General features: G+C 51.4%; 22 protein-coding genes, 1 pseudogene and 1 CRISPR repeat array (1 of these 24 only partly in view). Of the genes and pseudogenes, 19 read left to right on the top strand and 4 right to left on the bottom strand.

All coding sequences use genetic code 11. From position 1 onward, the window contains the following. Window positions 1–609: a CRISPR direct-repeat array (repeat unit 29 nt; unit sequence GTGTTCCCCGCGCCAGCGGGGATAAACCG) (it extends 1251 nt beyond the left edge of the window). Window positions 610–841: 232 nt separating this feature from the next. Beyond that, window positions 842–1123: a DUF5339 domain-containing protein gene (locus tag HVY19_RS16525; protein ID WP_181681569.1), complete on the top strand. Its 282-nt coding sequence runs from the start codon at window positions 842–844 to the stop codon at window positions 1121–1123. A gap of 152 nt (window positions 1124–1275) precedes the next feature. Here HVY19_RS16525 and HVY19_RS16520 read toward each other — a convergent pair whose 3' ends face one another. Beyond that, complete coding sequence (locus HVY19_RS16520) at window positions 1276–2313, bottom strand: aminopeptidase (protein ID WP_181681568.1); 1038 nt, start codon at window positions 2311–2313, stop codon at window positions 1276–1278. 276 nt (window positions 2314–2589) lie between these two features. On the opposite strand from HVY19_RS16520, the gene cysD reads away from it, so the two are divergent. The 12 genes from cysD (at window position 2590) to rpoS (ending at window position 12332) form a co-directional block, all read left to right on the top strand. Further along, window positions 2590–3498: a sulfate adenylyltransferase subunit CysD gene (gene cysD / locus HVY19_RS16515; protein ID WP_181681567.1), complete on the top strand. Its 909-nt coding sequence runs from the start codon at window positions 2590–2592 to the stop codon at window positions 3496–3498. A gap of 9 nt (window positions 3499–3507) precedes the next feature. Further along, entirely contained in the window at window positions 3508–4935 is a 1428-nt protein-coding gene (cysN, locus tag HVY19_RS16510; protein ID WP_181681566.1) for a sulfate adenylyltransferase subunit CysN, read from the top strand. Beyond that, on the top strand, window positions 4935–5540 hold the full coding sequence (cysC, locus tag HVY19_RS16505; RefSeq protein ID WP_181681565.1) for an adenylyl-sulfate kinase: 606 nt from the start codon (window positions 4935–4937) through the stop codon (window positions 5538–5540). The genes cysN and cysC overlap by 1 nt, the downstream gene beginning before the upstream one ends. A gap of 49 nt (window positions 5541–5589) precedes the next feature. Then, on the top strand, window positions 5590–5910 hold the full coding sequence (locus tag HVY19_RS16500; protein ID WP_181681564.1) for a DUF3561 family protein: 321 nt from the start codon (window positions 5590–5592) through the stop codon (window positions 5908–5910). Window positions 5911–6093: 183 nt separating this feature from the next. Next, a complete protein-coding gene (gene ftsB / locus HVY19_RS16495; protein ID WP_181681563.1) occupies window positions 6094–6405 on the top strand; it encodes a cell division protein FtsB in 312 nt (103 codons plus the stop codon). Between the two features lie 18 nt (window positions 6406–6423). Continuing rightward, window positions 6424–7122, top strand: coding sequence for a 2-C-methyl-D-erythritol 4-phosphate cytidylyltransferase (gene ispD / locus HVY19_RS16490; protein WP_181681562.1), 699 nt, complete (start codon window positions 6424–6426; stop codon window positions 7120–7122). An 11-nt stretch (window positions 7123–7133) separates the two neighbouring features. Continuing rightward, window positions 7134–7613, top strand: coding sequence for a 2-C-methyl-D-erythritol 2,4-cyclodiphosphate synthase (ispF, locus tag HVY19_RS16485; RefSeq protein ID WP_181681561.1), 480 nt, complete (start codon window positions 7134–7136; stop codon window positions 7611–7613). Continuing rightward, window positions 7610–8659 carry a tRNA pseudouridine(13) synthase TruD gene (gene truD / locus HVY19_RS16480; protein WP_181681560.1) on the top strand — a complete coding sequence of 350 codons (1050 nt, stop codon included), beginning with the start codon at window positions 7610–7612 and terminating at the stop codon, window positions 8657–8659. Before ispF ends, truD begins: the two co-directional genes overlap by 4 nt. Continuing rightward, on the top strand, window positions 8640–9401 hold the full coding sequence (surE, locus tag HVY19_RS16475; protein ID WP_181681559.1) for a 5'/3'-nucleotidase SurE: 762 nt from the start codon (window positions 8640–8642) through the stop codon (window positions 9399–9401). Before truD ends, surE begins: the two co-directional genes overlap by 20 nt. Beyond that, window positions 9395–10021, top strand: coding sequence for a protein-L-isoaspartate(D-aspartate) O-methyltransferase (locus tag HVY19_RS16470; protein ID WP_181681558.1), 627 nt, complete (start codon window positions 9395–9397; stop codon window positions 10019–10021). Before surE ends, HVY19_RS16470 begins: the two co-directional genes overlap by 7 nt. A gap of 173 nt (window positions 10022–10194) precedes the next feature. Next, a complete protein-coding gene (gene nlpD, locus HVY19_RS16465; protein WP_249419116.1) occupies window positions 10195–11277 on the top strand; it encodes a murein hydrolase activator NlpD in 1083 nt (360 codons plus the stop codon). A 62-nt stretch (window positions 11278–11339) separates the two neighbouring features. Further along, the gene (rpoS, locus tag HVY19_RS16460) at window positions 11340–12332 is read left to right on the top strand and encodes an RNA polymerase sigma factor RpoS (RefSeq protein WP_181681556.1); all 993 of its coding nucleotides are present in this window, start codon (window positions 11340–11342) and stop codon (window positions 12330–12332) included. 105 nt (window positions 12333–12437) lie between these two features. Here the strand turns inward: rpoS and HVY19_RS16455 are convergent, their stop codons facing one another. Next, window positions 12438–12842, bottom strand: coding sequence for a MarR family transcriptional regulator (locus HVY19_RS16455; RefSeq protein WP_181681555.1), 405 nt, complete (start codon window positions 12840–12842; stop codon window positions 12438–12440). A 167-nt stretch (window positions 12843–13009) separates the two neighbouring features. On the opposite strand from HVY19_RS16455, the gene HVY19_RS16450 reads away from it, so the two are divergent. The 3 genes from HVY19_RS16450 to HVY19_RS16440 are packed head-to-tail and all read left to right on the top strand — an operon-like array spanning window position 13010 to window position 15277. Beyond that, complete coding sequence (locus HVY19_RS16450) at window positions 13010–13603, top strand: non-oxidative hydroxyarylic acid decarboxylases subunit B (RefSeq protein WP_181681554.1); 594 nt, start codon at window positions 13010–13012, stop codon at window positions 13601–13603. After that, window positions 13603–15030, top strand: coding sequence for a non-oxidative hydroxyarylic acid decarboxylases subunit C (locus HVY19_RS16445; RefSeq protein WP_181681553.1), 1428 nt, complete (start codon window positions 13603–13605; stop codon window positions 15028–15030). Before HVY19_RS16450 ends, HVY19_RS16445 begins: the two co-directional genes overlap by 1 nt. 10 nt (window positions 15031–15040) lie before the next feature. Next, window positions 15041–15277, top strand: coding sequence for a non-oxidative hydroxyarylic acid decarboxylases subunit D (locus tag HVY19_RS16440; protein WP_181681552.1), 237 nt, complete (start codon window positions 15041–15043; stop codon window positions 15275–15277). Window positions 15278–15373: 96 nt separating this feature from the next. On the opposite strand, the gene mutS is transcribed toward HVY19_RS16440, so the two are convergent. Beyond that, on the bottom strand, window positions 15374–17935 hold the full coding sequence (gene mutS, locus HVY19_RS16435; RefSeq protein WP_181681551.1) for a DNA mismatch repair protein MutS: 2562 nt from the start codon (window positions 17933–17935) through the stop codon (window positions 15374–15376). Between the two features lie 217 nt (window positions 17936–18152). Between mutS and HVY19_RS16430 the strand changes: the two genes are divergently transcribed. From HVY19_RS16430 to HVY19_RS16420, 3 genes are all read left to right on the top strand, one after another. Continuing rightward, a complete protein-coding gene (locus HVY19_RS16430) occupies window positions 18153–19430 on the top strand; it encodes a site-specific integrase (protein ID WP_181681550.1) in 1278 nt (425 codons plus the stop codon). Window positions 19431–19506: 76 nt separating this feature from the next. After that, window positions 19507–20709, top strand: a complete 1203-nt coding sequence (locus tag HVY19_RS16425; RefSeq protein ID WP_181681549.1) for a DUF262 domain-containing protein — start codon at window positions 19507–19509, stop codon at window positions 20707–20709. 12 nt (window positions 20710–20721) lie between these two features. Then, a complete protein-coding gene (locus HVY19_RS16420; RefSeq protein WP_181681548.1) occupies window positions 20722–21666 on the top strand; it encodes a HEPN domain-containing protein in 945 nt (314 codons plus the stop codon). Between the two features lie 144 nt (window positions 21667–21810). Here the strand turns inward: HVY19_RS16420 and HVY19_RS20835 are convergent. Then, window positions 21811–22051: pseudogene (locus HVY19_RS20835) on the bottom strand (IS481 family transposase); the annotation flags it as partial. Window positions 22052–22070 lie beyond the last annotated feature (19 nt).

The raw sequence follows: 22070 nt of genomic DNA, 5'->3' as shown, positions 1-22070 counted from the left end.
GTCACTGTTTATGATGACAACGGAGTTTTGTGTGTTCCCCGCGCCAGCGGGGATAAACCGTATTCACATAATCCCACGTCGTCTCACCATTAGTGTTCCCCGCGCCAGCGGGGATAAACCGGTATTTCAGCCAGCGCTGGCGATGGTCAAAAAGTGTTCCCCGCGCCAGCGGGGATAAACCGTATGACCTGCTGGCGCCAATCGCTGATAACGCGTGTTCCCCGCGCCAGCGGGGATAAACCGGACACGCTGGACGTGCAGCGCGACAGCAATGAGTGTTCCCCGCGCCAGCGGGGATAAACCGTTGACGCACATCTAACAGATTCCGAACTGGATGTGTTCCCCGCGCCAGCGGGGATAAACCGCTGCCCGATCAGGCATTTACCAACGCGCTAAAGTGTTCCCCGCGCCAGCGGGGATAAACCGGTGTGGCCATTGGAAATAAGGCGATCTCATATGTGTTCCCCGCGCCAGCGGGGATAAACCGGCGACCACGAGGCCGCCCAGTACGCTGAACAGGTGTTCCTCGCGCCAGCGGGGATAAACCGACGTTGACGTTATCGAGATCAGTAGCTGGGAGGTGTTCCCCGCGCCAGCGGGGATAAACCGTTTGCTGCAGTTGCTCTTTTAACCGGTATTAAATGTCTCCGCGCAGTCGAGATAAGCCGCACTTAACCTTTCTGAGAACGGGTTTTTATTCCCTTTTCAGCAGCCGTCACGAAAGTTGAAATGAAAAATCCGAAAGAAAAAGGATGAGCTGTTTTATAGGCGACTTTGTTTTACCCTTGGTGGCGTTATTGCCGGAGGCAGTAACGTCTTTTAAAACTGAGGGAATATACAGATGAAAAAAATTATCTTCGCTGCTGCACTGACTCTGGTGTCTGGTTCTTCTTTTGCAGCAATTACTGAGACTTGTCAGAAATATTTTGATGATGTTGATGCTCTAATTGTCCAGGCTTCGAAAACAAGCGATCAGGCCAAACAACAGATGGAAGCATTGAAGCCGCAGTTGGAGCAGGCTAAGAAGCAGCTTGCAGAGTTACCGGCAGAGAATCAGGATGCAGGTTGCAAGCAGGGTTCTGACGCTCTGGTGCAAATGAAACAATCTATGGGCATTCAATAATTCTTTTTGCTAATACCCGTCATACCTCACGTTGCAGGAGTGTGGTTGCGTTCATTTTGGGTATAACCACGTAATGCAATATTACGTTCGGATTATTATTAAAATACACAATGAGGCCGGATAAATAACATTGGTTTATCCGGCCTTTATTATTAATTCGCTTTCGCTAATTCTTTTAATAATGGCAACATAATTCTCATTACATCGCGACTACGTTTCTCTATACGGCCTGGCAAGGCTTTATCAATATGCTGTTGATTATCCAGACGAACATCATGCCAGCTGTTTCCTGCCGGGAAAGAGGCGTTTTTCGCACGCTGCTGAAAACCGTCTTTTTTACCCAGATTCCAGTTGGTCGCCTCTACAGAAAGCACCGCAATACCGGCTTTATCAAACACCTCTGAGTCGTTACAGCAGCCGGTGCCTTTGGGAAAATTTTTATTCAGCCCTGGATTTGTCGTGGCAGAAATGCCGAGTCTGCGGGCAATTGCTAATGCCCGGTCACGAGTGAGTTTTCGCACCGCTTCTGGCGTGCTTTTTCCGCTATTAAAGTACAGCCTGTCGCCGACAATCAGGTTATCGAGATTGACGACCAGCAGAGTGTTTTTCTTTTCCGCCGCGCTCATTCGCTTAAGGAGATTCTCAGCGCCGAGTTTTCCTTCCTCTTCGCCGCTGGTAGCGATAAAGCGAATGGTGTATTCGGTCGGAATATCTTTCATCCGCTCTGCCAGTTCCAGCATCACGCCCAGCCCGGCGGCATTATCATCCACGCCTTGCAACGTCAGGCCACCAAGATTGGCGTCAATATCCGCATCGGTTTGCGGCGCGTAGGTATCGAGATGCGCCATGACGATAATCTGCTGAGGCGCCTTACCTTCGTGCGCGGCTATCACCGTACTGCCAGTTACGTTGTGCCAGTTTTTGCGGTTATCCCTGTCCGTGTAGATATAACGGCTATTAAAAGTGCGGATATTACTTTGATAACCCATCTGCTCAAACTGTTGGCGGATATAGTCGGCGGATAACATCTCTGCCGGAGAGCCCGTCATCCGTCCGGGATACACTGTCGCAATATGGCGGGTCTGAAAGGTGGCGATGTCGCCAGGTTTCGTGGACGAGGCTTGTGCAGAAAAAATAGAGCATACGCCGAGCGCCAGTACAGCAGAAAGACGGCGCGTTGCGGAAAACATATTGAGTCCTTTTAATAACCAGCAGGGCGCGGCCCTGAATAACCAGCAAAAATTTTATCCGCTCAGTATGAAACCGTGATCAGGTTAAAACAATTTCATTTGCTCTGAAATGCCCGAAATCCGGTGGGTTAAGCACTTTTTGATATTTGCTTTCCCGGATCGTTATTCCTTTGAGGAACTACTCATTCCAATTCGTAATTTCATTCGTTCCTTTGCGCTCCCTATAGTCGGGTTATCTGATGTGCTCGGCACTAGCGGTATTGTAAAGGAACGGTTATGGACCAAAAACGACTCACCCACCTGCGACAGCTGGAAGCGGAAAGCATCCACATTATTCGCGAGGTGGCGGCAGAATTCTCGAACCCGGTGATGCTCTATTCCATCGGTAAAGATTCCAGCGTCATGCTGCATCTGGCCCGTAAGGCATTTTACCCGGGCACGTTGCCGTTCCCGTTGCTGCACGTCGATACCGGCTGGAAGTTCCGCGAGATGTACGAGTTCCGCGATCGCACCGCCAAAGCCTATGGCTGCGAGCTGCTGGTGCATAAGAACCCTGAAGGGGTGGCGATGGGCATCAACCCCTTTGTCCACGGTAGCGCCAAGCATACCGACATCATGAAAACGGAAGGATTGAAACAAGCGCTGAATAAATACGGTTTCGATGCCGCATTTGGCGGCGCGCGTCGCGATGAAGAGAAATCGCGCGCCAAAGAGCGTATTTACTCCTTCCGCGATCGTTTCCACCGCTGGGACCCAAAAAACCAGCGTCCGGAGCTGTGGCACAACTATAACGGACAGATTAACAAAGGTGAGAGCATCCGCGTCTTCCCGCTTTCTAACTGGACGGAGCAGGATATCTGGCAGTACATCTGGCTGGAAAATATCGAGATCGTTCCCCTGTATCTGGCCGCTGAGCGCCCGGTGCTGGAGCGCGACGGTATGCTGATGATGATTGATGACGATCGCATTGACCTTCAACCTGGCGAAATGATCAAAAAGCGGATGGTGCGTTTCCGCACGCTGGGCTGCTGGCCATTGACTGGGGCGGTGGAGTCGCATGCGCAAACGCTGTCAGAAATTATTGAAGAGATGCTGGTTTCGACCACCAGTGAGCGTCAGGGCCGCGTGATTGACCGCGACCAGGCGGGCTCGATGGAGCTGAAGAAACGTCAGGGGTATTTCTAAGGAGCCGCCATGAACACCACACTTGCACAACAAATCGCGAATGAAGGCGGCGTCGAAGCCTGGATGGTCGCCCAACAACATAAGAGTCTGCTGCGTTTCTTAACCTGCGGTAGCGTAGATGACGGTAAAAGCACGCTGATTGGGCGTCTGCTGCACGACACGCGGCAGATCTATGAAGATCAGCTTTCAACGCTGCACAACGACAGTAAACGCCACGGTACCCAGGGGGAAAAACTGGATCTGGCGCTGCTCGTCGATGGCCTGCAAGCTGAGCGCGAGCAGGGAATTACCATCGACGTGGCGTACCGCTATTTCTCCACCGAGAAGCGCAAATTTATCATCGCCGATACGCCGGGGCATGAACAATACACCCGTAACATGGCGACCGGAGCGTCAACCTGCGAGCTGGCGATCCTGTTGATCGACGCCCGTAAAGGCGTCCTGGATCAGACCCGTCGTCACAGCTTTATTTCCACACTGCTTGGGATCAAACACCTGGTCGTGGCGATCAACAAAATGGATCTCGTCGATTACAGCGAAGAGACATTTAACCGCATACGCGAAGATTACCTGAATTTCGCCCAACAGTTGCCGGGCAATCTGGATATCCGCTTTGTGCCGCTGTCGGCGCTCGAAGGGGACAACGTGGCTTCCCGCAGTGAAAGCATGCCGTGGTATAGCGGCCCAACCTTGCTGGAAGTGCTGGAGACGGTGGAGATCCAGCGCGTTGTCGATAGCCAGCCGATGCGTTTCCCGGTGCAGTACGTGAACCGTCCGAATCTCGATTTCCGTGGTTATTCCGGCACCCTGGCCTCCGGAAGCGTGCAGGTAGGACAGCGGGTGAAAGTGTTGCCGTCGGGCGTGGAATCTAGCGTGGCGCGTATCGTGACCTTCGACGGCGATCTGCAACAGGCTTTTGCCGGGGAAGCGATTACGCTCGTGCTGGAAGATGAGATCGACATCAGCCGGGGTGACCTGCTGCTGGATGCCAGTGAAAGCCTGCCTGCCGTACAGAGTGCCGCTGTGGATGTGGTCTGGATGGCGGAACAGTCCTTGGCACCGGGGCAAAGCTACGAGATTAAAATCGCCGGGAAAAAGACCCGTGCGCGCATCGATAGCGTTCAGTATCAGGTGGATATCAACAATTTGACCCAGCGTGAAGCGGAGAACCTGCCGCTGAACGGTATCGGGCTGGTGAATCTGACCTTTGACGAGCCGCTGGTGCTCGATACCTACCAGCATAACCCGGTAACCGGGGGGCTGATCTTTATCGATCGCCTAAGCAACGTCACCGTGGGCGCGGGGATGGTGCGCGAACCAATAGCGCAGACAACGGCTTTTCCATCACAGTTCAGTGCGTTTGAACTGGAGTTGAATGCGTTAGTGCGTCGACACTTCCCACACTGGGGCGCGCGCGATCTGCTGGGAGGCAACTAATGGCGCAGCATGACGAAAATGTCGTCTGGCATGCCCATCCCGTCACACCGCAACAGCGCGAGCAACGCCACGGACATCGCGGTGTTGTGCTGTGGTTTACCGGGCTTTCGGGCTCGGGTAAATCAACGGTAGCTGGGGCGCTGGAAGAGGCGCTGCATGAGCTTGGCGTGAGCACCTATTTGCTTGATGGCGACAACGTGCGTCACGGCCTGTGCAGCGATCTCGGCTTTAGCGATGCCGATCGCAAAGAGAACATCCGTCGGGTAGGTGAAGTCGCAAACCTGATGGTCGAAGCCGGGCTGGTGGTATTGACAGCGTTTATATCTCCGCATCGTGCGGAGCGACAGATGGTACGGGATAGGATAGGTCACGGGCGCTTTATCGAAGTGTTCGTCGATACCCCGCTCGCCACCTGTGAGGCGCGCGACCCGAAAGGGTTGTATCAAAAGGCGCGTGCCGGAGAGTTGCGCAATTTTACCGGCATTGATTCGGTGTACGAAGCGCCTGAAGCCGCTGAGGTGCATCTGAATGGCGAACAATTAGTAACAAATTTGGTTGCGCAATTATTAGACCTGCTCAGACAGAACGATATTATCAGATCCTAAGACATCACCGGGTTAACCCGCCCGGTTCGTCAAGGTTACAGGATTAGATATGCGTAATAGCCACGACATCACTGTCATAACGTCAGAGACATTCGCCACCGACGACACCACCTGGTCTTTTCAGGGCGCCGTGGTGGGGTTCGTATCGTGGCTACTGGCGTTAGGGATCCCTTTTTTGATGTATGGCGCTAACACGCTGTTTTTCTTTATCTATACCTGGCCCTTCTTTCTGGCACTGATGCCCGTCGCGGTGATGGCGGGTATCGCGCTACACTCCTTAATGGGGGGGCGACTGCTCTATAGCGCCGTCGTCACCCTGCTGATTGTGACCGCAATGTTTGGCGCCTTGTTTCTGTGGCTGCTGGGCTAAAGCGCGACCTCCGTCCATAATTCAAACCGTAACCAACGATGAGATAATGTTCTCAGAGTCTCGGGTATACGTAACGAAGAGCAAATGTGGTACATTTGCCCGCGTTGTCGCGGCATTCCCGCGCGCAGACGTAGAGTCGTCTGCGGAAGTATGGGATGATGGTGCCGTTATTCAGGGGGCAGGATGGGTAAACTAACGCTGCTGTTGCTGGCTTTACTGGTCTGGCTACAGTATTCGCTGTGGTTCGGTAAGAACGGCATACATGACTACAGTCGCGTCAATGATGACGTGGCGGTGCAGCAGGCGACAAACGCCAAATTAAAAGCGCGTAACGATCAGCTTTTTGCCGAAATTGACGATCTCAATGGCGGTCAGGAAGCGATTGAGGAACGCGCACGCAACGAACTCAGCATGACTAAGCCGGGCGAAACGTTTTATCGTCTGGTGCCCGACGCGTCTAAACGCGCGCACACGACGGGGCAAAATAGTCAATAAACCATCCAGGGAATAAACATGGCAGCCTCTTATTTGGATGTTTGCGCCGTGGTGCCAGCTGCTGGTTTTGGCCGCCGTATGCAAACGGAATGTCCTAAGCAATATCTCTCGATCAACAATAAAACCATTCTTGAACACTCGGTTTATGCGCTACTGGCGCATCCTCGGGTGACGCGCGTTGTCATTGCTATTAGTCCTGGCGACAGCCGCTTTGCGCAGCTGTCGCTGGCGAAGCATCCGCAAATTACCGTCGTCGATGGCGGTACTGAGCGTGCGGACTCCGTTCTGGCCGGGCTACAGGCCGCCGGAAATGCCGAATGGGTGCTGGTGCATGATGCCGCGCGTCCCTGCCTGCATCAGGACGATTTAGCTCGCCTGCTCATGCTCAGCGAAACCAGTCGCACCGGTGGGATCCTTGCCGTCCCGGTACGCGATACGATGAAACGCGCAGAGCCGGGCAAAACGGCTATCGCCCATACCGTCGAGCGCACCGATTTATGGCACGCGCTCACACCGCAATTTTTCCCGCGTGAACTGCTGCATGATTGTCTGACCCGCGCCCTGAACGAAGGCGCGACCATTACGGATGAAGCCTCCGCGCTGGAATATTGTGGTTTCCATCCACAGCTTGTTGAAGGACGGGCTGATAATATTAAAGTGACCCGTCCGGAGGATTTGGCGCTGGCTGAATTTTATCTGACCCGGACAAACCATTAGGAGATTGTGTAATGCGAATCGGACACGGTTTCGACGTACACGCCTTTGGCGGAGAAGGCCCAATTATCATTGGCGGCGTGCGCATCCCATATGAGAAGGGCCTGTTGGCGCATTCTGATGGTGACGTCGCGCTTCACGCGCTCACCGACGCGCTGTTGGGCGCGGCGGCGCTGGGCGATATTGGTAAACTTTTCCCGGATACCGATGCAGCATTTAAAGGTGCAGACAGCCGCGAGCTGTTGCGCGAAGCCTGGCGTCGCATTCAGGCAAAAGGCTACACCCTGGGTAATGTTGATGTGACTATCATTGCTCAGGCTCCGAAGATGCTGCCGCATATCCCACAAATGCGGGTATTTATTGCTGAAGATCTCGGTTGTCATATGGATGACGTTAACGTGAAAGCGACCACCACGGAAAAACTGGGTTTTACCGGGCGTGGAGAAGGGATCGCTTGTGAAGCGGTGGCGTTGCTCATTAAGGCCGAAAAATGACAGAGTTTGAAAATCTCACATATCTCCACGGCAGGCCGCAAAGCACCGGATTGCTGAAAGCGAACCCGGAAGATTTTGTGGTGGTTGAAGATTTAGGTTTCGAGCCAGATGGTGAGGGTGAGCACGTTCTGGTGCGCATTCTTAAAAACGGCTGCAACACCCGTTTTGTCGCCGACGCGCTGGCGAAATTTCTGAAAATCCATGCCCGAGAAGTGAGCTTTGCCGGACAAAAAGACAAGCATGCGGTCACCGAGCAATGGCTTTGCGCACGGGTGCCTGGCAAGGAAATGCCCGATCTGAGCGCTTTCCAGCTCGAAGGTTGCAAAGTGCTGGAATATGCGCGCCACAAGCGTAAGCTGCGTTTAGGCGCGCTGAAAGGCAATGCCTTTACGCTGGTGCTGCGCGAAATCAGCCACAAGGATGAGGTAGAATCTCGTCTGCACACCATTGGCGCGGCTGGCGTACCGAACTATTTCGGCGCACAGCGTTTCGGCATTGGCGGCAGTAACCTGCAAGGCGCACTGCGCTGGGCGCAAAGCGATGCGCCTGTGCGCGATCGCAATAAACGCAGTTTTTGGTTGTCGGCGGCCCGCAGTGCGTTGTTTAATCAAATCGTCAGTGAACGATTGAAAAAAACAGACTTTAATCAAGTTGTTGACGGCGATGCGCTACAATTAGCGGGACGCGGAAGCTGGTTTGTGGCGACGGAAGAAGAGCGAGCCGAATTGCAGCGGCGCGTCGACGAAAAAGAGCTCCTGATTACCGCTTCACTCCCCGGCAGCGGCGAGTGGGGGACGCAGCGCGAGGCGCTGGCGTTTGAGCAGTCCGCCATCGCTGAAGAAAACAGCCTGCAATCACTGCTGCTGCGCGAAAAAGTCGAAGCGGCACGCAGGGCTATGTTGCTTTATCCGCAACAACTAAGCTGGAACTGGTGGGATGACGTGACCGTTGAGTTACGCTTCTGGCTACCGGCAGGTAGTTTCGCCACCAGCGTTGTGAGGGAACTTATCAACACAATGGGTGATTATGCGCATATTGCTGAGTAACGATGATGGGGTCCACGCGCCCGGTATACAAACGCTGGCGAAAGCCCTGCGGGAGTTTGCTGACGTACAGGTCGTCGCCCCGGATCGGAACCGCAGCGGTGCCTCTAATTCGCTGACCCTTGAGTCTTCGCTCCGAACGTTTACCTTCGACAACGGCGACATTGCCGTACAGATGGGCACTCCGACCGATTGTGTCTATCTGGGCGTCAACGCACTGATGCGCCCGCGGCCGGACATTGTTGTGTCTGGCATTAATGCAGGGCCAAATCTTGGCGATGATGTTATCTATTCCGGCACCGTCGCGGCGGCGATGGAAGGTCGTCATCTCGGCTTTCCGGCGCTGGCCGTCTCGCTAAACGGACACCAGCATTATGAGACTGCCGCCGCGATCGCATGCCGTATCTTACGGGCCCTGAACCGGGAACCGCTACGCACCGGACGGATACTCAACATCAACGTGCCAGATTTACCGCTGGATCAGATCAAAGGGATCCGCGTCACGCGCTGCGGCAGCCGCCATCCGGCAGACAAGGTGATCCCTCAGGAAGACCCGCGAGGTAATACTCTGTACTGGATTGGCCCACCGGGCGACAAATATGACGCCGGGCCAGACACCGATTTTGCGGCGATTGATGAAGGCTACGTTTCCATCACTCCGCTGCATGTAGATTTAACTGCGCACAGCGCGCATGATGTTCTTTCTGACTGGCTGGACAGCGTGGGGGTTGGCGCGCAATGGTAAGCAGACGCGTACAATCGCTTCTTGAACAATTGCGCGCACAGGGGATCCAGGACGAGCACGTGCTGGATGCCATTGCTGCGGTGCCGCGCGAAAAATTCATTGATGAAGCGTTTGAACATAAAGCCTGGGACAACATCGCCTTGCCGATAGGTCAGGGGCAGACGATCTCGCAACCTTATATGGTGGCGCGCATGACCGAACTGCTTGCGCTAACGCCCCAGTCGCGGGTGCTGGAGATCGGTACCGGCTCTGGTTATCAGACGGCGATTCTGGCACACCTGGTTCAGCATGTCTGCTCGGTCGAACGCATTAAAGGTCTGCAATGGCAGGCCCGTCGTCGGCTTAAGCAACTGGATTTACATAATGTTTCAACACGTCACGGTGATGGATGGCAAGGTTGGCAGGCGCGTTCGCCGTTTGACGCTATCATTGTGACGGCAGCACCGCCGGAGATCCCTACAGCGCTTATGACGCAGTTGGATGAAGGCGGCATTCTTGTCTTACCCGTGGGCGACGAAAACCAGTTTTTGAAACGGGTTTGTCGTCGGGGAGGCGAATATATTATCGACACCGTGGAAGCCGTACGCTTTGTTCCCTTAGTGAAAGGGGAATTAGCGTAAGAAGCGGTTCCGAATACCTGGAGTTTTCCTGGATATTCTTTGCCAGGTCAGCGTATCGTGAACCCATTTTCCAGTGCCTGCACGGTTGTTACGTCACTGGTTGTTTACCATTTTTTCCTGGGGGATAAATGAGCGCGGGAAGCCCAAAATTCACCGTTAGCCGCATTGCGGCACTGTCACTGGTTTCGCTATGGCTGGCAGGTTGTACAAATTCAGCTAATCCACCTGCGCCGGTCAGTTCAGTTAATGGCAGTGCGCCAGCAAATACCAGTTCAGGCATGCTGATTACGCCGCCACCGAAGATGGGAACGGCAAACACCGCCCAGCAGACGCCGCAAATTCAACCGGTGCAGCGCCCAGACTCGCAGCCAACGCAAATTCAGCCCGTCGCGGAACAGCCCGTACAAATGGAAAATGGGCGAATTGTTTACAATCGCCAGTATGGGAACATTCCGAAAGGTAGTTATACCGGCGGCAGCACCTACACCGTTAAAAAAGGCGATACGCTATTTTACATCGCCTGGATCACCGGTAACGATTTTCGTGATCTTGCGCAACGCAACAACGTCGCCGCCCCATATAGTCTGAATGTCGGTCAAACATTGCAGGTTGGAAATGCATCAGGTACGCCAATTACAGGTGGAAATGCGATCACTCAGGCGGATGCAGCACAGCAAGGAGTTGTGACCAACCCTGCACAAAATTCCGCCGTCGCTGTTGCGTCGAAACCGACAATTACGTATTCTGAGGACTCAGGTGAACAAAGTGCTAACAAAATGTTGCCGAACAACAAGCCTGCTGCGACGGTCGTCACAGCGCCTGTTACGGCACCTACGGTTAGCGCGGCCGAACCCACTGTAAGCAGTACATCAGACAGTTCGCCAATTTCCACATGGCGCTGGCCGACTGATGGCAAAGTGATCGAAAACTTTGCGGCTACCGAAGGTGGCAACAAAGGGATCGATATTGCAGGCAGCAAAGGACAGGCTATTGTCGCGACCGCAGATGGACGCGTCGTTTATGCCGGTAACGCGCTGCGCGGTTACGGTAATCTTATTATCATCAAACACAATGATGATTACCTGAGTGCCTACGCCCATAACGATACGATGCTGGTCCGGGAACAACAAGAAGTGAAGGCGGGGCAAAAAATAGCGACCATGGGTAGCACCGGAACCAGTTCTACACGCTTGCATTTTGAAATTCGTTACAAGGGGAAATCCGTAAACCCGCTGCGTTATTTACCGCAGCGATAAATCGGCGGAACCAGGCTTACACTTGCTAGTTCCGTCAAGGGATCACGGGTAGGAGCCACCTTATGAGTCAGAATACGCTGAAAGTTCATGATTTAAATGAAGATGCGGAATTTGATGAGAACGGAGTTGAGGTTTTTGACGAGAAAGCCTTAGTTGAAGAGGAACCCAGTGATAACGATGTGGCTGAAGAAGAGCTGTTATCGCAGGGTGCCACACAGCGTGTGTTGGACGCGACTCAGCTATACCTTGGTGAGATTGGTTATTCACCACTGTTAACGGCCGAAGAAGAAGTGTATTTTGCGCGTCGCGCACTGCGTGGAGATGTCGCTTCTCGCCGTCGGATGATTGAGAGTAACTTGCGTCTGGTGGTGAAAATTGCTCGCCGTTATGGCAATCGTGGTCTGGCGCTGCTGGACCTGATTGAAGAGGGCAATCTGGGACTTATCCGTGCAGTCGAGAAGTTTGACCCGGAACGCGGGTTCCGTTTCTCAACATATGCAACCTGGTGGATTCGCCAGACGATTGAACGGGCGATTATGAACCAAACCCGTACCATTCGACTGCCGATTCACATTGTTAAAGAGCTGAACGTTTATCTGCGTACCGCCCGCGAGTTGTCCCACAAACTGGACCACGAACCGAGTGCGGAAGAAATTGCAGAACAACTGGATAAACCCGTTGATGATGTCAGCCGTATGCTTCGTCTCAACGAGCGTATTACCTCGGTAGACACCCCGCTGGGTGGCGATTCCGAAAAAGCGTTGCTGGATATCCTGGCCGATGAAAAAGAAAACGGTCCGGAAGACACCACGCAAGACGATGATATGAAACAAAGCATCGTCAAATGGCTGTTCGAACTGAACGCCAAACAGCGTGAAGTGCTGGCACGTCGTTTCGGTCTGCTGGGGTACGAAGCTGCAACACTGGAAGATGTGGGCCGCGAAATTGGTCTCACGCGTGAACGTGTTCGTCAGATTCAGGTTGAAGGCCTGCGTCGTCTGCGCGAAATCCTGCAGACTCAGGGGCTGAATATCGAAGCGCTATTCCGCGAGTAAGCAAAGTTCTATCAAGGAAGGCCGGTCTCATCGAGACTGGCCTTTTTCTTTGGCAGCAGCATTGCCCTTTGGGAGAAACGTGCCATATAGCCGCCATCCGACAAATCAATCCATCATCTTACGCACCAGACGAGTGAACTGCTCACGCTCTTCATCGGATAACCGCCCCAGAAACTCATCATCCACGCGATCTCCCTGTGGAATACTTAACGCCAGCAGCGCTTCCCCTTCGGCAGTCAAATAAACAAAGCGGCGCCGCTTATCCAACGGGTCATTTTCACGTCTTACCAACCCTCGTTTTTCCATCCGGCTGAGCATTTCTGCCAGCGTCGCTTTTGAACTCACTGCCGCTTCCATCAGATTGACCTGCTCAATACCCGGGCGCTCAAAAACTGCGCGCATCACCGCATACTGTGGTTTGGTCAGCTCTGGTATTTCATGCTGCCAGCGAGCGGTATGCTGCTGAAAAAGCAGTCGCAGCAGGTGAAAAGCTTTATCGCGTAATATCATGAGGACTCCGCACAAGACATCTGCCTCTATCATAACGGGTTATTGCCGCTTTTCTAATGGCGGATACTTAAGCTATCGGTGCTACGTCCAATTATTGCGCTTGTCGTGTGGAGGGACGAAGCGTATTTTAACGGAATTGTTCGTATAAGAACGAATGTGAGGTGAGAATGAGACTGATCGTTGGGATGACCGGGGCAACGGGCGCACCGCTAGGCGTGGCGCTGTTGCAGGCATTGCGGAACATAGCCGATGTTGAAACGCATCTGGTGATGTCGAAGTGGGCCAAAACAACCATCGAACTGGAAACCCCCTTTAGTGCACGCGATGTCGCCGGATTGGCGGACTACAACCATAGTCCGGCGGATCAGGCGGCGACCATCTCTTCAGGCTCGTTTCGCACTGACGGCATGATCGTAATTCCTTGCAGTATGAAGACGCTGGCAGGTATTCGCGCAGGATACGCCGAAGGTCTGGTGGGTCGTGCCGCCGACGTGGTGCTGAAAGAGGGGCGCAAGTTGGTGCTGGTGCCGCGTGAAATGCCGCTTAGCACGATTCATCTGGAGAACATGCTGGCGCTTTCCCGCATGGGCGTGGTCATGGTTCCGCCGATGCCCGCTTTTTACAACCACCCGCAGACCGTTGATGACATCACCCAGCACATTGTCGCACGTGTGCTGGACCAGTTTGGCCTGGAGCATCCGCCGGCCCGGCGTTGGCAGGGGTTGCAGCAGATGCAGACTATTTCTAAGGAGAATGAATAATGGCATTTGATGATTTACGCAGCTTTTTACAGGCGCTGGACGACCAGGGGCAACTGCTGAAAATCAGCGAAGAGGTCAACGCCGAACCCGATCTTGCGGCGGCGGCGAATGCGACTGGCCGCATTGGTGACGGTGCTCCCGCGCTGTGGTTCGATAATATCCGTGGCTTCACTGATGCCCGCGTGGCGATGAATACCATTGGTTCCTGGCAGAACCATGCCATCTCCTTAGGCCTGCCGCCAAATACGCCCGTCAAAAAACAGATTGATGAGTTTATCCGTCGTTGGGACAAATTTCCGATTGCGCCGGAACGCCGTGCTAATCCGCCGTGGGCAGAAAATAGCGTGGAGGGTGAGGCGATTAACCTGTTTGATATCCTTCCGCTGTTTCGCCTGAACGATGGTGACGGCGGGTTTTACCTCGATAAAGCCTGTGTAGTTTCTCGCGACCCGCTTGACCCGGACAATTTCGGTAAGCAGAACGTTGGAATTTACCGCATGGAAGTGAAAGGCAAGCGCAAGCTGGGCCTGCAGCCAGTGCCGATGCATGATATCGCACTGCATTTGCACAAGGCGGAAGAGCGCGGTGAAGATCTGCCGATTGCGATTACGCTCGGTAACGATCCGATCATTACTTTGATGGGGGCGACGCCGCTGAAGTACGATCAGTCGGAATATGAAATGGCGGGTGCGCTGCGCGAAAGCCCGTACCCAATCGCCACCGCGCCGCTGACCGGTTTTGACGTGCCGTGGGGTTCAGAAGTGATCCTCGAAGGGGTCATCGAGAGCCGCAAGCGTGAAATCGAAGGGCCATTTGGCGAGTTTACCGGCCACTATTCCGGCGGACGCAACATGACCGTGGTGCGTATCGATAAAGTCTCTTATCGCACAAAACCAATTTTTGAATCGCTGTATCTCGGTATGCCGTGGACGGAAATCGACTACCTGATGGGGCCGGCAACCTGCGTGCCGCTGTATCAGCAGTTGAAAGCGGAATTCCCGGAAGTGCAGGCGGTGAACGCCATGTACACTCACGGTTTGCTGGCGATTATATCCACTAAAAAGCGCTACGGCGGCTTTGCCCGCGCGGTGGGTTTGCGCGCGATGACGACGCCACACGGCCTGGGTTACGTGAAGATGGTGATCATGGTTGATGAAGATGTCGATCCGTTCAACCTGCCGCAGGTGATGTGGGCGCTGTCTTCGAAGGTTAATCCGGCGGGCGATCTGGTGCAACTGCCAAACATGTCGGTGCTGGAGTTGGATCCGGGCTCAAGTCCGGCAGGGATCACCGATAAGCTGATCATCGACGCGACCACGCCGGTTGCACCGGATAATCGTGGTCACTATAGCCAACCGGTCTGTGATTTACCGGAAACAAAAGCCTGGGCTGAAAAGCTGACCGCCATGCTGGCTAATCGTAAATAAGGAGTAACAGATGATTTGTCCACGTTGTGCCGATGCGCAAATAGAAGTGATGGCGACTTCCCCGGTGAAAGGCGTCTGGACGGTGTATCAGTGTCAGCATTGCCTGTACACCTGGCGCAATACCGAACCGCTGCGCCGTACCCGCCGCGAGCATTATCCAGAAGCGTTTCGCATGACGCAGAAAGATATAGACGACGCGCCAATGGTGCCGAGCATTCCGCCATTGCTGGCGGAAGATAAACGTTAAAACGATGCCGGATGGCGGCTGATGCCTTATCCGGCCTACAAGACTCCAGTACGCTCGGTAGGCCCGATAAGCGTAGCGCCATCGGGCAATCAAGACCTATACCAGACTCTTCAGGCGATAAATCCACTCCAGCGCCTGACGCGGTGACAGGGAATCCGGGTCGAGATTTTCCAGCGCTTCAACGGCAGGAGACGTCTCCTCCGGGGCAGACAGCAGCGACATCTGCGTGCCATCGACCTGGGTTGCCGCCGCGTTCGGCGAAATACTCTCCAGCTCTCGCAGTTTCTGTCGCGCACGTCTGATCACTTCTTTCGGTACGCCCGCTAATGCCGCCACCGCCAGGCCGTAGCTCTTGCTTGCTGCACCGTCCTGAACGCTGTGCATAAAGGCGATGGTATCGCCGTGCTCCAGCGCATCCAGATGCACGTTCGCCACCCCTTCCATTTTGTCCGGCAACTGCGTCAGTTCAAAATAGTGCGTCGCGAACAGCGTCAGTGCTTTAATCTTATTCGCCAGATTTTCCGCACACGCCCACGCCAGAGAAAGGCCGTCGTAAGTGGACGTGCCACGCCCGATCTCATCCATCAGCACCAGGCTGTTCTCGGTCGCGTTATGCAGAATGTTAGCGGTTTCGGTCATTTCTACCATGAATGTGGAACGCCCGGAGGCCAGATCGTCCGCCGCGCCAACGCGAGTAAAAATGCGATCGATGGGACCAATTTCGACTTTTTGCGCAGGCACGTAGCTGCCGATATAGGCCAGCAACGCAATCAGCGCTGTCTGGCGCATATAGGTACTTTTACCGCCCATGTTGGGTCCGGTAATGATCAGCATCCTGCGCTGCGGTGAGAGATCCAGCGGGTTGGCAATAAACGGCTCGTTCAGAACCTGCTCCACTACCGGATGCCGCCCTTCCGTAATACGAATGCCGGGTTTATCGGTAAAGGTCGGGCAAGTGTAGTTCAACGTATAAGCGCGTTCAGCCAGGTTCACCAGCACATCGAGTTCTGCCAGCGCGTTGGCGCTCTGCTGCAACGCTGCCAGATGCGGCAGTAGCAGTTCGAACAGTTCATCATAGAGCTGTTTTTCCAGCGCCAGCGCTTTGCCTTTCGAGGTCAGAACTTTGTCTTCGTACTCTTTCAGTTCCGGGATGATATAGCGCTCGGCATTTTTCAGCGTCTGGCGGCGAACATAGTTGATTGGCGCAAGGTGGCTTTGTCCCCGGCTGATCTGAATGTAATAACCGTGTACGGCGTTGAAGCCGACCTTCAGCGTGTCCAGACCGGTACGTTCACGCTCGCGGATTTCCAGTCGATCGAGATAGTCGGTTGCGCCGTCTGCCAGCGCGCGCCATTCGTCGAGTTCCTCATTATAACCCGGTGCAATAACCCCGCCGTCGCGCACCAGCACCGGCGGCGCATCAATGATTGCGCGCTCCAGCAGTTCCCGCAGTTCAGTAAATTCGCCCATCTTCTCGCGCAGCATTTGAACGGGCGCGCTGTTGACGGTTTCGAGCTGGGCGCGAAGTTCCGGCAACTGCTGGAAGGCGTGGCGCATCCGGGCAAGGTCGCGCGGGCGAGCAGTACGTAACGCCAGACGCGCCAGAATACGCTCCAGGTCGCCCACCTGACGCAACACCGGCTGTAGCTCGCTCGTGGCATCCTGTAACGCCCCGATGGTTTGCTGACGTTCGGTAAGCGTTTTGGTATCGCGCACCGGCATATGTAGCCAGCGTTTAAGCATACGGCTGCCCATCGGGGTTACGGTGCAGTCGAGCACCGAAGCCAGCGTATTTTCTACGCCGCCCGCCAGGTTTTGGGTGATCTCCAGGTTACGGCGCGTCGCGGCATCCATAATGATGCTGTCCTGCTGGCGCTCCATGGTGATAGAACGAATATGTGGCAGGGACGTGCGCTGGGTATCTTTGACATACTGCAGCAGGCAACCCGCCGCACAAAGCCCACGCGGCGCATTCTCTACGCCAAAACCGATCAGGTCGCGCGTGCCAAACTGCAGATTAAGCTGCTGACGGGCGGTATCAATTTCAAACTCCCACAGTGGGCGGCGGCGCAGTCCGCGACGGCCTTCGATCAGCGCCATTTCGGCAAAATCTTCGGCATACAGCAGTTCTGCGGGATTGGTCCTTTGCAGTTCGGCCGCCATCGTTTCGCGATCGGCCGGTTCACTCAGGCGAAAGCGCCCAGAACTGATGTCCAGCGTGGCGTAACCGTAGCCTTTGCTGTCCTGCCAGATGGCTGCCAGCAGATTGTCCTGGCGCTCCTGTAACAGCGCTTCGTCGCTGATGGTGCCGGGCGTGACAATGCGAACCACTTTGCGTTCAACCGGCCCTTTGCTGGTTGCCGGGTCGCCAATTTGCTCACAAATAGCGACGGATTCGCCCTGATTCACCAGTTTGGCGAGGTAGTTTTCTACAGCGTGATGGGGGATCCCCGCCATGGGGATCGGCTCGCCCGCCGATGCGCCGCGTTTGGTCAGCGAGATGTCGAGCAACTGCGATGCGCGTTTTGCATCGTCATAAAATAATTCGTAGAAGTCGCCCATGCGGTAAAAAAGCAGGATCTCCGGATGCTGGGCTTTCAGCTTGAGATACTGCTGCATCATTGGGGTGTGAGAGTCTAAGTTTTCTATTGTACTCATCGGTTTGTGATGTCCATTTTCTTAATTTTTAATGAGTTAGTGATTTTTGTGGTTATCATTAGGTTTCACGGTGTCTCATCGAATATCATGACATCCTACATTTAAATGTAGGTTAAAGTGTAGCTTGCCAACCTATGGCCTGGTAAAATATGGGCACATACAGCACAACCTACATTTATGTTCATGACTGCATAAGGTGCATGATAACGGAGTCTTTATGGCAGGAAAACAAGAGGGAAAGCCACTTTCGTTTAAAGCGGTAGAAATGATGAAGCCTGGCGACAAAGATAAGGCTGATATAGGCGAAAATCGTGGCTTACGTGTCTCCTGCGGTGCAACTGGGGTTAAGTCTTTTTTCTACCGTTACACAAGTCCTCTGACTGGCAAGCTTGCTCAGGTTAAAATTGGTAACTTCCCGCAGACTTCTCTCGCCGCTGCGCGTCTTAAACTCCACGAATTAAAGCTCCTCCGACAGGAAGGTCGGTGTCCTGCGACTGAACTCAAACAAGATAAACTCCAGCGTGCGATTGAAGCTGAACAGGCTAAGATTCCTGAATTGACCATACAGGGATTAGTTGAACTGTATCTTACCGAACGTATTGAGGATCGTAAAACGAAGGACGGGAAGGTCATTCCCGGTGCCAGAAAGCCGAAAGGGCAGGCTGAGGTTCGTCGTACTCTCTATGGTGACGCTGTTAAAAGCTTAGGAACCCGGAATGCTGCTGAGATTACTCGCCAGGATGTCATTAATTTAATCAATGGCATTGTAGCTCGAGGTGCAACCGTACAGGCAGGGAATGTACTGAGGGAGCTTTCACTCGCATATGAATTTGCAATTGGCCTTGGGCGCTTTGATGACAGTTTTGCGAATCCAGCGTTGTTAGCAAAATCCAGCTTACGACAGACAAGAATCAAGCTCACAAATGGACGTGGAACACGAGTACTGAGTGAGGACGAGCTTGCAAAATTCCTTAAATGGCTTCCGGGTTCGGCTTACACGCCAACGATCAAAAACGTGTTACGTCTGACTCTCTGGACCGGCTGTCGTACCGGTGAGGTCTGTAACATGGCGTGGAGTGATGTTGATCTGGAAAAGGGGACGATATACCTGCGTGAGACTAAAACAGGTGTTGAACGTTACGTTCAGCTATCTACGCAAGCCATAGATTTCCTAAGTGTACTTCGTCTGAATTCGGATAAGTATTTATTTCCGTCTACACGAACAAGACTTCCAATCCAGCAAAAATATCTGACAGAGAGTGCGTGGCGCTTACGTGAATCCGGCCAGATGTTAGATATACCGAGTTGGACTCCGCACGATTTACGGCGGACTGTTCGTACCGGGCTGTCGCGGCTTCAATGCCCTAACGAAGTGGCAGAGGCGATTCTGGGACATACAAAAGGTGGTATGGAAGGGATTTATAACCTATACAAGTATGATTCAGAGTGCAAAAGATGGTTACAGGTCTGGGCAAACTATCTTGAAACCGTATAATCAATGATTATCTTAGTGGGATAAATGATATTCTAAATGGAATGATTCTAAGTCAGTTAGAACTTATGGGGGATTTATGAGTAGATTTGACGATACGGATAATGCATATAATGAAGAAATTCTTCAGAATAATGAAGAAGAAGTGCTTAGCACTGCCTCTGAGAACGACGTTAGCCAATTGGTCGTTTACTCACGCGATTGGACGGTTCAAACGATAGTCCAACAAATAGATGAAGGTAATGTTGATCTTAATCCAGATTTTCAACGTAGAAATGTTTGGGACAATCAAAAACGCTCAAGATTGATCGAGTCATTAATGATTGGATATCCTGTTCCAGAAATTGTATTGGCAGAAGTTATAGGCGAGAAAAAGAAGTACGTTGTGATTGATGGTAAACAACGTTTATTGGCTATATATGGATTTAGTAAGGTTGATCCTGAAATTTGGGATGGGCTTCCAAAATTAAAAAATCAAACTATTTTGGGACATAATAACGGTTTGACCTTTGATGATTTTACAGTCGAAGAAAAACGTCGCTTTCTAAATGCAGATGTTAGATGTACTTTACTTTCAGGTTATAAAAACTATGCAACACTTTATGATATTTTTTATAGATTGAATACCGGTTCATCGCCTCTAACTATGCAAGAATTGAGAAATTCAATTTATAAAGGTGAGTTTTCTAGGTTAATTATTAAGCATACTGATGAAGAAATACCCCTTCGAAATATTTTAAATATTAAGGTTGCGGATAAAAGATTTAAAGATGCAGAGTTGCTTTTAAAATATCTATATTTAGAGTTTTCAAAAGATAAGTATGGTGGTGCTTTAAGAAGAGAACTGGATCTTTTTACCAATTATATGAATCTTAATTGGGATAAATACTCGGTGGATTTAATTAAAGGATGCACGGTTTTTGATAATGCTTGTGCTACTTTATTGAATATTTTTAGTTTCGCAGATGTAGACGGCTCAGTTGCTAAGAAATGGTTAACTGAAAAAGGAGCATGGGAGTCGCGTTTCAATCGGTCTTTATTTGAAGTTCAGGTTCATTATGCTTCAAGATTGTTAGAGGATGGTATCAATATTGATAAGTCATTTTCTGATGATTTTATTGAAGGTGTGAAAGATGCTTTCAAAAATGAAAGATTTGTCAGTGCAGTTGAATCCACAACAGCAGGCGTGATACAACACAATGACCGATTTAATATATTCTTTGACTGTCTCAATAGTCGACTAAAGACGAATTATTCAGTGCCATTTAGTGTAAATATTTGACGGGGAGGAATTATGTCCTACCAGGTACATATAGACTCATTAACACAAATGGCTAATGATCTGTCAAAAACAAAAGACGATTTGGAGCGAAAGTTTCTTGCACCTTATTTTAACGACCCATTAGTGGAACCTGAAACTTTTAAATTAGATGTTAAGTCATATTGTGTCCTACTGCATGCCGCTATTGAAGATTTTATCGAAGGAGTTGTTTTAAGTGTCTATAAAGCATCTCATGATTTGTTTTTAGAGGATGGTGTTATAACAATTCCATTTATGTATTCATTACATTTGTCCGGGGTTCTTGAAAGAAGATTATCTGAGATCGCAGATGATGATGTTGAAATATCAAAAGGTGAGGTGCTTTATCCAGTATCACCCATAGAGTATTTTTTGAATTCCAATTATACTTGTGAGCCTTTTATTCATTCAATGTTAACTTCAAATCATGGTATATCACGTAAGTACATAAAAAAAATAGTTATGGTATTAGGCATACATGTCGATTTTAGTGATGTTATGTATTCAGATTGGAAATCAATTGCAGAATATCGTGGTGCCTATGCTCATTCAGATATATCATATATAGATAAAACAAAAGCCAAAAAACCTCTTTCTCCAGAAAAATGCCGAGATGCTGGGAATTCGGCTATTTCTTTCTCATATAAATTAGTAGAGTGGGCTAAAGAATCCTTAATGAAAGAGTATAAAAACTCAGTTAGTTCGCTTATTATCAAAAATAATGAGAAAAAAGAAGTTCGAGTCAAAAATGAAAAATTAAAAGAAGAGGAAGAAAAAAATAATAATAAGAAGAAAGAAGAAGAAAAGGAGAAGAAGGAACATGAAAAAGAAAAAGCACGGTTAATTAATATAGAAAGAACCAAAAAGCTGGATATTTTGTTGGAATGGGCCCAGAAGAAACATCCAGAAGTATATCATGATATATTTGGAGAGACTTGAATCATAGATATGGATGTGTATTAGCTCAGACTAGACCTGACAGTTACCTATTTTTTTAAAGGTGACTGTCAGATTAAACTGGCTTTAATTTTTCTGAACACAAATGCGCGTTTCATCAAGTAACATTTCCGTTGACGCCTAACTACAGCACATTCTCCATTGATGGACAAGCTCATTATTATAGTGAGTCAGCCATTCATTCAGATCCGATTGCAATATCTGAAGAATGCGATATGATTTTTTGCTTAACGTAGCGTGATAAAACTCGTTCAGTATCGTTTTATCAAAACGTATCGCAGATGCCTCTAGTTTTTGAGGATGTCGGCTTCGTTTTTGTGCGTTCGATGTTATTTATCGCCAAATAAAGATGATAATCATTTCACTCTTTTACCGCCGTACTCTTT

Origin of the sequence: Citrobacter sp. RHB25-C09, from assembly GCF_013836145.1 — a bacterium.
Classification (GTDB): Bacteria; Pseudomonadota; Gammaproteobacteria; order Enterobacterales; family Enterobacteriaceae; genus Citrobacter_A.
Note: the sequence above shows the minus strand (reverse complement) of the source record. Positions and strands in the feature narration are given on the sequence as shown.